This window comes from Streptomyces lanatus (assembly GCF_014655715.1).
Classification (GTDB): Bacteria; Actinomycetota; Actinomycetes; order Streptomycetales; family Streptomycetaceae; genus Streptomyces; species Streptomyces lanatus.
In genome coordinates, this window is sequence record NZ_BNBM01000022.1 from 73,863 (window position 1) to 86,071 (window position 12,209).

The window sequence follows — 12,209 nt, forward strand, 5'->3', positions numbered from 1 at the left end:
CGAATATCAGCCGAGCGGTGAGTGTCGTGCGCGGGCGCCGCGGCCGTACGGTGACGAGGAGGCCGTACGACGGGGTAGGCGCCGCCCTAGACGGCCCCCGCCCCCGTCAGCGACCGCACCTCCGTCTCCGCGTGCTTGGCCGCATCAGGAGCCTCGGCCGACGTGACGGTGCCCAGCCAGCCCGCGACGAAGCCCAGCGGGATCGAGACGAGGCCGGGGTTCTGCAGGGGGAAGTACTGGAAGTCGACGTCGGGGAAGAGCGATTCGGGGCTGCCCGACACCACCGGTGACAGCACCACGAGCGCCACGGCCGGGATCAGGCCGCCGTACACGGCCCATACGGCTCCGCGTGTGGTGAAGTCCCGCCAGAACAGCGAGTACAGCAGCACGGGCAGATTGGCGGACGCGGCGACGGCGAAGGCGAGCCCCACGAGGAAGGCGACGTTGAGGTCCCGGGCCAGCAGTCCGAGGCCGATCGCGACCACGCCGATACCGACCGCGGCGACACGGGCCACCGCCACCTCGCTGCGGGGCCCAGCGGGCCGGCGCCGTAGCGAGGCATACAGGTCGTGGGCCACGGAGGCCGAGGAGGAGAGCGTGATTCCAGCGACCACCGCGAGGATCGTGGCGAAGGCGATGGCGGCCACGACCGCGAAAAGAACCGTTCCTCCGGTGGTGTCCGCGCCGCCGCCGAGGTCGAGGGCCAGCAGCGGTACCGCCGTGTTCCCGGCCGCGTTGGATCCACGCACCGCCTCCGGCCCGACGATCGCGGCCGCGCCGAAGCCCAGCACGATGGTCATCAGGTAGAAGCCGCCGATGAGCCCGATCGCCCAGACCACCGAGCGCCGTGCCGCGCGGGCGGTGGGCACGGTGTAGAAGCGGGACAGGATGTGCGGCAGCCCGGCGGTGCCCAGCACCAGGGCGAGGCCGAGGCTGATGAAGTCCAGCCGCGCCGTCCAGTCACCGCCGTACTTCAACCCGGGTGCGAGGAACGCCTCCCCGTGTCCGCTGCGCTCGGCCGCCGTGAGCAGCAGTTGGTCGAAGTCGCCGTGGAAGCGCAGCAGGACGAGCACCGTCAACGCGATGGTGCCGCCGAGCAGCAGGACCGATTTGACGATCTGGATCCAGGTGGTGGCTCGCATCCCTCCCAACGAGACATAGATCACCATGAGCGCGCCGACGCCGATGACGGTCCAGGCCCGCGCCGCCTCGCCCTCGCCCCCGAGCAGCAGCGCGACCAGCGTGCCCGCACCAACCATCTGCGCCACCAGATACAGAACGGACACGGTGACCGAGGAAGTTCCCGCCGCGATCCGCACGGGGCGCTCGTTCATCCGCGCGGCGACCACATCGGCGAGCGTGAACCTGCCGCAGTTGCGGACCAGTTCGGCGACCAGGAACAGCACCAACAGCCAGGCCACCAGGAACCCGACCGAGTACAGCAGGCCGTCGTAGCCGAAGAGGGCGATGAGCCCGGAAATGCCCAGGAAGGACGCCGCCGACATGTAGTCACCGGCGATGGCAAAACCATTCTCCATGGGCGTGAACAGACGGCCGCCCGCGTAGAACTCCTCCGCGGAACCACGCCGGTTGCGGCTCACCCAGGTCGTGATGGCCAGCGTGACGGCGACGAAGACGCCGAACAGCAGCAGCGCCAGCCTCTGATGCTCACTCGTCACCCGACACCGCCCTGTGCGACGCGCGTCAACTCCTGGGTTTCCCAGCGCAGTTCGAGCGCAGCCCGGTCCCGGCGCAGCCGCGCGTGGCGGGCGTAGGCCCAGGTGAGCAGGAAGGTGGTGAGGAACTGCCCGAGCCCCGCGACCATGGCCACGTTCACGGCACCCGCCACGGGCCGCGCCATAAGCTCCGGCGCGGTCGTGGCGGCCACGACGTAGGCCACGTACCAGGACAGGAACACGACGACCGCGGGCACAACGAACCGCCGGTAGCGCCTGCGCACTTCACGGAAGGCGGCGCTGCGCTGTACCTCCAGGTACACATCACCGGCGACCGGCGGACCGGCCTCGGGAGCCTCCGTACCGTCCGACTCCCCCCACCCGGAGGCGAGGGCGTCGTACCAGGGATCGTCGCTTGAGTGCATGCCCAAGCATGGACAGAACGGAAAGACCACCGACACGGCTTCTCGGCGGGCTTCACCCCATCAGGTGATTCACGCAAGGACGGCACCAGGCAAGCCCACAGCCGCCGACGGCGCTCAAGCCCCACGGGGGCCACCCGCACCCGACGACGAAAGTTGTACGGGCGGTGCGGGTGGGAACCCAAAAAAGTGCCGAAGGCGAAGCCGAGGCCGATGAACCCCGCCCCCAGCCCAGCGCAGCGGCTACGCGTCGATACGCGACCGATCCAACGTCGCAGCCGAGCTCGAAATGAACTCCTTACGCGGCGCCACATCGTTCCCCATCAGCAGATCGAACACCCGCTCGGCGGCCTCCAGATCGGTCAGGCTGATCCGCCGCAGCGTCCGATGCCGCGGATCCATGGTCGTCTCGGCCAGCTGATCGGCGTCCATCTCGCCCAGACCCTTGTACCGCTGGATGGTGTCCTTGTACCGCACACCCTTGCTCTGGAACTCCATGAGCTTGTCGCGCAGCTCACGGTCCGAGTACGTGTACACGTACTTGTCCTGGCCCTTCTTGGGCTGGATCAGCTCGATCCGGTGCAGCGGAGGCACGGCGGCGAACACCCGGCCGGCCTCGATCATCGGCCGCATGTAGCGCTGGAAAAGCGTCAGCAGCAGCGTCCGGATGTGAGATCCGTCCACATCGGCGTCGGTCATCATGATGATCTTGCCGTAGCGGGCGGCGTCGATGTCGAAGGTCCGGCCGGACCCCGCTCCTATGACCTGGATGATCGCGCCGCACTCGGCGTTCTTGAGCATGTCGGTCACGGACGACTTCTGGACGTTGAGGATCTTGCCGCGGATCGGCAGCAGCGCCTGGAACTCGGAGTTCCGGGCGAGCTTGGCGGTGCCGAGCGCGGAGTCCCCCTCGACGATGAACAGCTCGCTGCGGTCGACGTCGTCGCTGCGGCAGTCGGCGAGCTTGGCGGGCAGCGACGAGGACTCCAGGGCCGTCTTACGGCGCTGTGCGTCCTTGTGCTGGCGGGCGGCGATGCGTGTACGGGCCGCCGCGACGGCCTTTTCAAGCACCACGCGCGCCTGTGCCGCCGCGTCCCGCTTGGTGGACGTCAGGAACGCCTTGAGCTCCTTGGCGATCACGGTGTTCACGATGCGACGGGCCGCCGAGGTGCCGAGCACCTCCTTGGTCTGGCCCTCGAACTGCGGCTCGGCGAGCCGGACGGTGACGACCGCGGTCAGCCCCTCCAGGGCGTCGTCCTTGACGATGTCGTCCTCGGCGACGCGCAGCATCTTCTTGGTGCGCAGCACCTCGTTCATGGTGCTGGACACGGCCGTCTCGAAGCCCGCGACGTGGGTGCCGCCCTTGGGGGTGGCGATGATGTTCACGAACGACTTCAGGGTCGTGTCGTAGCCGGTGCCCCAGCGCATGGCGACGTCGACCTCGAGCTCACGGGTGACCTGGGTCGGGGTCATCTGGCCATGCTCGTCCAGGACCGGGACGGTCTCCTTGAAGGTGCCCTGGCCGGCGAAGCGCAGGACGTCGCAGACCGGCTTGTCGGTGGCCAGGTACTCGCAGAACTCGCTGATGCCGCCGTCGAAGCGGAAGGACTCCTCGCCCTTGCTGCCGCCGTCGCCCAGGCCGAACTCGTCACGGACGACGATGGTCAGGCCGGGCACCAGGAACGCGGTCTGGCGGGCGCGCTGGTGGAGGTTCTCCAGGGAGAGCTTGGCGTCCTTGAGGAAGATCTGGCGGTCGGCCCAGTAACGCACGCGCGTGCCGTTGCGCGTCTTGGGGATCTTCTTGGTCTTGCGCAGGCCGCTCTTGGCCTCGAACTTGGCCGTCGGGCCGTCGGCCGCGAAGGCCCCGGGGACGCCGCGCCGGAAGCTGATGGCGTGGGTGTGGCCGCTGCGGTCCACCTCGACGTCGAGCCGCGCGGACAGGGCGTTCACCACGGAGGCGCCCACGCCGTGCAGACCGCCGGAGGCGGCGTAGGAGCCGCCGCCGAACTTGCCGCCGGCGTGCAGCTTGGTCATGACGACCTCGACGCCGGACATGCCGGTCTTGGGCTCGACGTCGACGGGGATGCCACGGCCGTTGTCCCGGACCTCCACGGATCCGTCGTCGTGGAGGATCACCTCGATGTGGTCGCAGTAGCCACCGAGGGCCTCGTCGACGGAGTTGTCGATGATCTCCCACAGGCAGTGCATCAGACCGCGGCTGTCGGTCGAGCCGATGTACATGCCCGGGCGCTTGCGCACGGCCTCGAGCCCCTCGAGGACGAGCAGGTGCCGCGCGGTGTAGTTGGAACCGTCCCGGTCTGCTCCTGCCAGCAGCGCTGTGGACGGCACGGACGTCTCGGCGGTCACGCGGTTCGCTCCTCGCTGAATTTCAGATGACGCCCTGATGGGTAAGGGCGCGGCTTCGGTCGCCGTCAAGAGGGTACCGAGGCCTGGTAGAGCCGTTGTAACGCCACCCTCGTGCGAAACACAGACTAGTCCAGGATCGTATGCGTGTTCGATCCCTCGATGGGGTGAAGTACATATCACGTTCCCTTCCAGGCATGAACCATTTAGGCTCCGGGCACGTCCTCATGAACAAACCGGCAAGCCAGCCGGGCTGGACCGACCTTGACCAACAGCGCGAAACCGTAAGCACGCCACAGACGCACTACGGCACATTCGCCGCCAAACCGGCAGCAGCCAGCCGCCCCGGAAAAAAATTTCTCTCTGGGAGAAGCCGCGAGCGGGAACGTTTTGGGGCTGGTTGGATGTTGACCCTGGTACGACAGCTCGTCGAGCTAGAGAAGAGGCGACGTGACTACTGTTCTGACCCCCGCGAGCCCGCTGACGGCCGCTGACCGCTGCGACCGCTGCGGCGCACAGGCGTACGTGCGCGTCGTCCTGCTCAGCGGCGGAGAACTGCTCTTCTGCGCCCACCACGGCCGCAAGTTCGAGCCGGAACTCAAGAAGATCGCCGCTGAGATACAGGACGAGACGGAGCGGCTGACGACCGTTCCCGCATCGGCGTCCGAAGAAGAGCGCTGACACCTCGCACCACGACGAGCCAGCTCCGGCACAGGCCGGTCGACGGGCGGTCGCCCCCTGAAAGCAGGGGGGACCGCCCGCGCTCATCCCCCGCGAGTCCTCAGCCCTCGTCCACGGCCGACACGTGGCGCTCCCGCATCGCGGCCCGCCACCCCATGCTGCGTACGATCTCGGACACCCGTGTGTACACGCCGGGGCTGCCCGCGCGGCCGCAGCCGTTCCCCCAGGACACGAGCCCGATCAGCCTTCCCCGGGCGATCAGTGGCCCTCCGCTGTCCCCCTGGCAGGCGTCCCGGCCACCCGTCTGCTCCCCGGCACAGAGCATGCTGCCGGCCAGATACCTGCCGTCGCCGTCGCCCGGATAGGCGCGTCTGCACAAGGCGTCGGGCAGTACACGCACCCGCGCCGCCCGCAGGCCCCGCGCATAGTCGCCTCCGCCCGTGACGTCCCCCCACCCGTAGACCAGGGCCTGTGTCCCCGGCACATAGGCGGGATCGCCTCGGCCGGCCATCCCGACGACCGCTGCGGCGGGGAGGGGCTGGGCGAGGGTCACCACGGCGAAGTCGCCGGCGTTGGTGTCCGTGTCATAGCGCGGGTTCACCCAGCTGCCGCGGACCCGGATCTCCCTCCCCCGGCCGGACAGCAGGTCCGTGCGGCCCGCGATGACCTTGAAGTCGGGCACCTCCTCCGGCGACGATCCCAGGACGTCCTCGCTCAAGCAGTGAGCCGCGGTCAGCACGGTCGACCGGCCGACGGCCACCCCGACGCAGAACTGACCGGCCCGCGTACCCCCGAACCGGTCACGGCTGGACAGCGCCACGGTCCAGGGGCTGTCGGAGACATCGACCGGGAACCCACCTACGACGATGCTGTCGGCGGCCGCGGGGGCGGCGGACACCAGCGGTATGGCGGTCGCCACGGCGGCCAGAACCAGCGGCCGGGCCAGCGCCCGGGCAAAGGGACGACGCATGGCGCTCCTCACTCTCGGGTGGTCATGGGAAACCCAGAGTGAGTCAGCCCGCCGCACCCCGCACCCGCGCGCCAACGCGAAGGCCCGGCCCCACTCGGGGACCGGGCCTTTCGCGTCGTAGGAACGCGTCGTACGCGTGCGACCTAGTCGAGGTAGTCGCGCAGCACCTGAGAGCGCGACGGGTGGCGCAGCTTCGACATGGTCTTCGACTCGATCTGGCGGATGCGCTCACGCGTCACGCCGTAGACCTTGCCGATCTCGTCGAGGGTCTTCGGCTGACCGTCGGTGAGACCGAAGCGCATCGAGACGACGCCCGCCTCGCGCTCGGACAGGGTGTCGAGGACCGAGTGCAGCTGCTCCTGGAGGAGCGTGAAGCTGACGGCGTCGGCCGGGACGACGGCCTCGGAGTCCTCGATGAGGTCACCGAACTCGCTGTCGCCGTCCTCGCCCAGCGGGGTGTGCAGGGAAATGGGCTCGCGGCCGTACTTCTGGACCTCGATGACCTTCTCGGGGGTCATGTCGAGTTCCTTGGCCAGCTCCTCCGGGGTGGGCTCGCGGCCCAGGTCCTGGAGCATCTGGCGCTGCACGCGCGCGAGCTTGTTGATGACCTCGACCATGTGCACCGGGATACGGATGGTGCGGGCCTGGTCGGCCATGGCGCGGGTGATCGCCTGACGGATCCACCAGGTGGCGTACGTGGAGAACTTGTAGCCCTTGGTGTAGTCGAACTTCTCGACCGCGCGGATCAGACCGAGGTTGCCCTCCTGGATGAGGTCCAGGAAGAGCATGCCGCGGCCGGTGTAGCGCTTGGCCAGGGAGACCACGAGGCGGAGGTTGGCCTCCAGCAGGTGGTTCTTGGCGCGGCGGCCGTCCTCGGCGATGATCTCCAGCTCGCGCTTGAGCTTGGGGGCGAGCTTGTCGGCGTTGGCCAGCTTGTCCTCGGCGAACAGACCGGCCTCGATGCGCTTGGCGAGCTCGACCTCCTGCTCGGCGTTGAGCAGCGGGACCTTGCCGATCTGCTTGAGGTAGTCCTTGACCGGGTCGGCGGTGGCACCGGCGGCGGCGACCTGCTGCGCGGGCGCGTCGTCTTCGTCCTCGTCGGAGAGTACGAAGCCGGCGCTCTCGGCGCCCTCGGGCTCGTCGCCGGTCTTGCCGGGCGCGTCCTCGAGGACTTCTTCCTCGACCAGCTCGGCGTCGTCCTTCTTGCCGGCCGTCTTCTTGGCAGCCGTCTTCTTGGCGGCAGCCGTCGTCTTCTTCGCGGCCGCCTTCTTGGCGGTCGTCTTCTTGGCAGCGGCCTTCTTGGCGGGGGTCTCTTCCTCGACCGCGGGTTCGGCGGCGGACACCGCGGGCGTGGCGGTGGCGGTGGCCTTCTTGGCGGTCACCGTCTTCGCCGCGACCGTCTTGGTGGCGGTGCGCTTGGCCGGGCTCTTCGCTGCGACGCTCTTTCGTGTGCGCTTGGGCTCCGCGGCACTGACCATCAGCGTCACACCCTCTTCCTCGAGGATCTGGTTGAGGCTGCGCAGTACGTTCTTCCACTGAGTGGCCGGAATCTGGTCGGCTTCGAAGGCCCGACGCACATCGTCGCCGGCGATCTGCCCCTCAGCCTTTCCCCGCTCGATAAGAGCCATGACAGAGACGGACTCGGCGATCTCCGGCGGGAGCGTACGGGATGTGCTGGCCGACACGAACAACCTCTCGGAACGTTGAAAAACGGCTTCCGGCCCCGTCCAGGCGGACAGGAGCCGACCACCGGCCTGGGGATTGGACCGACGGTGCGGGCGAGGGCCGGGAAGATTCACAGCGCCTTGAACGGCGTCCGTATTCCCTCCTCGGCTGTCACCTCTTAGGTCATCGCGCTGTTTCCCCGAGTGTTACGCCCAATCTGCGTGGCCCGAGTCACATCCCGTAACCGATCAAAAGCATTCAGATACGGACAGAAGTGGTCGCCCTTGGCTTGAGCCAAGCACTCTACGGCGATTCCGTCGCCGTGTCGCACCGTCGGACCCGCAGGATCCAGGTGGATCCTGCGGGTCCGACGGGAGGGGGTGCGCAGGCCGGGCCGCCACAGGAGGGGGAGGCGTCCCTGGCCGCGCCACCCTGGTGCGCGGTCAGTGCTCGCGGGGTGCGGGCACCACGCGCTCCACCTCGGGGTGGACCGTGAGCAGCTGACGCATGGCGGCCTCGGCGGCCGCGCCGTCGCCGGCGGCGAGGGTGTCGACGATCCTGCTGTGCAGCGCCAGCGACGTCTCGTTCGGCCGGTCGCAGCCGGTCACGGGGCCGCCGGAGACCTGGAGGGCGGCCGAGACGATCCCCGAGAGGTGCTCCAGCATGCGGTTGCCGGCGACCTGGATGAGCAGCGAGTGGAACTCGGCGTCGGCGCGGGAGAAGGTGAGGACGTCACCCTGGCCCATGGCGTGGCTCATGATCTCGACCATGTCGGCGAGCCGCTGCTGGACGTCCTCGCGCCCGTGCCCGGCGGCGAGGCGGGCGGCGAGCGGCTCGATCGTCCAGCGCAGCTCGCTGAGCTCCCGGCGCTGGTCGTCGCGCTGCGGCCCGAAGGCCCGCCACTCGATGATGTCGGGGTCGAGGAGGTTCCAGTCGCTGACGGGGCGCACGCGCGTGCCGACGTTCGGGCGGGCGCTGACCAGGCCCTTGGCCTCCAGGACGCGGAGCGACTCACGGACGACGGTGCGGGAGACCTCGAAACGCTGCCCGATCTCCTCGGGCACGAGCGGGCGGTCGGCGCCCAGGTCGCCGGAGACGATCATCTGGCCGAGCTGTTGGACGAGTTGGCCGTGCAGCCCGCGTCCGCGGCTGCCCGCGGCGCGCCGGCCGACACGGCCCAGTTCCGGGTCGGCGCCCTCCCAGACGGGCGCTCCGACTCGGTCGGCGACGGGGGCCTCGGCGTAGGGGTAGCGGTCGAGTTCGCCCGGGCCTGCCAGACCGGAGTCGGTGGAGCGGGCGGCGGTCATCATGGTGTGCGCAAGGGTACTCACGGATCCTTTGTCGGCGCCGTCTCCAACTCCCTTGAGGTCTTTGGTGAAAAGCACACGAAAGGGTGATCGCTCACCCCGTCGCAATTGACGCCTTATCGGAAAGAAATGGGCTTTCCCGGGGGAGTTGTGCGCACGACAGATCCGAGAACGGCACGGACGGTCGTCATCGGACTCTGCTCCTCAGGGTTGTGAACAGATAGGCGCCGAGCAGTGCGGTGAGGGACAACGTCAGTGCGCCACCGACGGGTTGACCGATGACACGCGCGGCGGCCGCCAGGTAACGCTCCCCTCCGAAGGGCCACTGCGACAGGAGCACCTCCCGCAGCCGCAGCGGAAACCCGGCCGCCGTCCGCACGGACGGTCCCTCCACGACCTTCTGTACGAGCGGTACGACGACGATGGGTACGGTGACCACCGCGGCGAGCCCGGCCGTGGTGGACCGGAACAGCCCCGCGGCGAGCACCCCGGCCCAGGCACAGCCGACCACGAGCCCGATCCAACTCGCGCCCAGCGAAAGCCAGTCGGCGGGAACTTCCGCGAGCTCCCGTCCGTAGACGAGATAGAGCACCTCGATGTCACAGCCCACGGTGAGCACGGCCAGCGCCAGGGCGGTGGCGGAGGCGACGAGGAGTTTCGCGGCCAGCAACCCCAGCCGACGGGGGACGGTGCCGCGATCCGCCGCCAGGGCGGGGTGGCGGAACTCATCGCCGAACGCGATCGCGCCCAGCAGCCCGGCACCGAGCGCCGCGGGCGGCAGCGGAAGCTCCCGCGGCCACGCGCCCAGCAGACGTGCATGCGGCGTGTGCCCGATCCGGGCAAGCATGACGGCGGTGAGGGCCGACACCACGAGCACGGCGCCCGCGGTGACGAACCCGGTACCGACACCGGCTGCCCGACGGAGCTCGTAGCGGAGGGGGCGGAGGGGGGTGGGGGCGGGGCGGACGGAGATGGAGGGCGGAAGATCGGCAGAGGAGGCGGACGCGCGCGAACCGGCCCCCTGCGGGGCGGTGTCGTCTCCGTGCGCCTGCGGGCCGTCCGCCGAGTCCTCGGATGCGGCCCGTGGCGCCTCGGACGTCGCGGTCGGCTCATCTGCCGCGGAAGACCCCGCGCTCCGCTTCGACGCGCCGCCTGCTCGCCGCCTGCGCCCGCCGTCTGCGGCCGTCTCACGGTACGCCGCGCGTGGCGCCTCGTCGGTGTGCGGCTCGTTCGAGAGGAGCTCGGACGCCGGGTCGGGTCCCATGTCCCCGATCTCGTCGGCGAGTTGGTGTACGAGGATGCCGTGGCGGTGGGCGATGTCGCCGATGTCGGCGCAGGTACTGCCGTACACCGACAGGCGGTTGCCGCTCTCGCACACGACCTCCACGGAGCGGTGTGCGGCGCGGGCCTCCTTGGTGAGCAGGGTGGCGAAGCGGGAAGCGTGGGGGGTGCGGACGGCGACGCGGGGCCGCAGCCGGGTGCGTGCGAAGTCGGCGGCCTCCTGGTCGGCGACGAGCCTGCCACCGTCCAGGGTGACGACCCGGTCGGCGTTGCGCGCGGCTTCCTTGGGGTCGGACGTGGTCAGCAGGACCGTGCCGCCCTGGGCCGCGTGGGCGCGCAGCGCACCGTGCAGCCAACGGCGCTCGCGGGTCGTGAGCCCGTCCGCGGGGTCGTCGAGCACGAGCGTGTGCGGGTCGGCCAGCAGCGTGCAGGCCAGACCGAGGCGGCGGTCCATGCCGCGGGAGAGGGTGCCGAGGCGTTCATCACGCAGGCCTACGAGTCCGACCACCTCCAGGACCTCGTCGGCGCGCCGGGCCGGAACTCCGGCGGCGGCGCACAGCATCCGCAGATGGCCGCGCACGGTGCGCGCCGGATGCCCTGGGACGTCGCCCAGGAGCACACCGACCTCCCGCGACGGATGCGCCATGCGGTGCAGGGGGCGGCCTCTGAAGAAGGTGATGCCCCGGCCCCGTTGGAGCTCGAGCATGAGTCTGAGCGCCGTCGTCTTGCCCGCCCCCGCCGCTCCGAGCAGCGCGGTGACGCGGCCGGCGCGGGCCTCGAAGGACACGTCGTCGAGCGCGGGGGGAAGCTCTTTGCGAGGGTTGCTGGTCAGTCCGATCGCCTCGATCACCCGCAGCAAGATAGCGCGCTATGTCCGTTTTTTCGGGTAGGGCAAGGCCTACGCCGCTGGTGACAGTGGGTTCGACCTGCCTGATCGGACGCGTGTTCGCCTATCGCCTCTGCCCTCGGACAGCTCGGACGGCATCCGCGCCGGCTCCGCCGGCCCTGCCCCGCTGCCCCTTTGCCCCTCTGGTCAGACCTCGGGGCGCAGCATCGGCGGGTTGAGCAGCGTGGCTCCACCGGCCCGGAACAGCTGGGCGGGGCGGCCGCCCTGACGGGTGGTGGTACCGCCGGTGGGGACGAGAAAGCCGGGCGTGCCCGTCACCTTGCGGTGAAAGTTGCGCGGGTCGAGCGCGACACCCCACACCGCCTCGTAGACCCGGCGCAGCTCCCCGACGGTGAACTCGGTCGGGCAGAACGCCGTGGCCAGCGACGAGTACTCGATCTTGGAACGGGCCCGCTCCACCCCGTCCGCCAGGATCTGCGCATGGTCGAAGGCGAGCGGCGCGACCGGCTCACCGTCGCGACCGTAACCCCCCTGCTGCAGCAGTTCATCGACCGGCGCCCAACGGGCGTTGCTGGCATCACCGCCCGCGCGGGGCGCGGGAAGGTCCGGGGCCAGCGCCAGGTGGGCGACGCTGACGACCCGCATCCGCGGATCCCGCTTGGGGTCACCGTAGGTCGCGAGCTGTTCGAGGTGGGCGCCGTTGTCCTGTACCGGGACAGCGGGTTCGTGGGCGCGCAGCCCGGTCTCCTCGGCCAATTCGCGCGCGGCGGCCTGCGCCAGATCCTCGTCGGCCCTTACGAACCCACCGGGCAGCGCCCAGCGCCCCTGAAAGGGAGGTTCGCCCCTGCGCACCGCCAACGCGCACAGGGCATGACGGCGCACGGTCAGCACGACCAGGTCCACGGTGACGGCAAAGGGCGGAAAGGCTGACGGGTCGTAGGGCATGCGGCGATCATAGTCGTCTGCCTGACGATAAACACTCCCTTCGTCGAGCCC

The 12,209-nt window shown here is 69.9% G+C and carries 9 protein-coding genes; 1 reads left to right on the forward strand and 8 read right to left on the reverse strand.

Going from position 1 to position 12,209, the window contains the following annotated elements:
* Nucleotides 1-86 precede the first annotated feature (86 nt).
* The 3 genes from IE325_RS39830 to IE325_RS39840 form a co-directional block, all read right to left on the reverse strand.
* A complete protein-coding gene (locus IE325_RS39830) occupies nt 87-1,679 on the reverse strand; it encodes a monocarboxylic acid transporter (protein ID WP_190075072.1) in 1,593 nt (530 codons plus the stop codon).
* Nucleotides 1,676-2,101 (reverse strand): DUF485 domain-containing protein, encoded by a 426-nt coding sequence (locus IE325_RS39835; protein WP_190075073.1) that lies wholly within the window; start codon nt 2,099-2,101, stop codon nt 1,676-1,678. Before IE325_RS39835 ends, IE325_RS39830 begins: the two co-directional genes overlap by 4 nt.
* 240 nt (nt 2,102-2,341) lie before the next feature.
* A complete protein-coding gene (locus IE325_RS39840) occupies nt 2,342-4,465 on the reverse strand; it encodes a DNA gyrase/topoisomerase IV subunit B (protein WP_190075074.1) in 2,124 nt (707 codons plus the stop codon).
* Between the two features lie 447 nt (nt 4,466-4,912).
* Here IE325_RS39840 and IE325_RS39845 point away from each other — a divergent pair, with 447 nt between their 5' ends.
* Nucleotides 4,913-5,143 (forward strand): DUF7455 domain-containing protein, encoded by a 231-nt coding sequence (locus IE325_RS39845; protein ID WP_030790025.1) that lies wholly within the window; start codon nt 4,913-4,915, stop codon nt 5,141-5,143.
* Between the two features lie 100 nt (nt 5,144-5,243).
* Here IE325_RS39845 and IE325_RS39850 read toward each other — a convergent pair whose 3' ends face one another.
* The 5 genes from IE325_RS39850 to IE325_RS39870 all read right to left on the reverse strand — a co-directional run bounded on the left by IE325_RS39850 (nt 5,244) and on the right by IE325_RS39870 (nt 12,158).
* Nucleotides 5,244-6,113 carry a S1 family peptidase gene (locus IE325_RS39850; RefSeq protein WP_190075075.1) on the reverse strand — a complete coding sequence of 290 codons (870 nt, stop codon included), beginning with the start codon at nt 6,111-6,113 and terminating at the stop codon, nt 5,244-5,246.
* Between the two features lie 143 nt (nt 6,114-6,256).
* On the reverse strand, nt 6,257-7,798 hold the full coding sequence (locus tag IE325_RS39855; protein ID WP_190075076.1) for an RNA polymerase sigma factor: 1,542 nt from the start codon (nt 7,796-7,798) through the stop codon (nt 6,257-6,259).
* Between the two features lie 423 nt (nt 7,799-8,221).
* Nucleotides 8,222-9,109: a FadR/GntR family transcriptional regulator gene (locus IE325_RS39860; protein ID WP_190075077.1), complete on the reverse strand. Its 888-nt coding sequence runs from the start codon at nt 9,107-9,109 to the stop codon at nt 8,222-8,224.
* Between the two features lie 163 nt (nt 9,110-9,272).
* Nucleotides 9,273-11,216 (reverse strand): ABC transporter ATP-binding protein, encoded by a 1,944-nt coding sequence (locus IE325_RS39865; protein ID WP_190075078.1) that lies wholly within the window; start codon nt 11,214-11,216, stop codon nt 9,273-9,275.
* Between the two features lie 183 nt (nt 11,217-11,399).
* Nucleotides 11,400-12,158 (reverse strand): NUDIX hydrolase, encoded by a 759-nt coding sequence (locus tag IE325_RS39870; RefSeq protein WP_190075079.1) that lies wholly within the window; start codon nt 12,156-12,158, stop codon nt 11,400-11,402.
* Between the last annotated feature and the right edge of the window lie 51 nt (nt 12,159-12,209).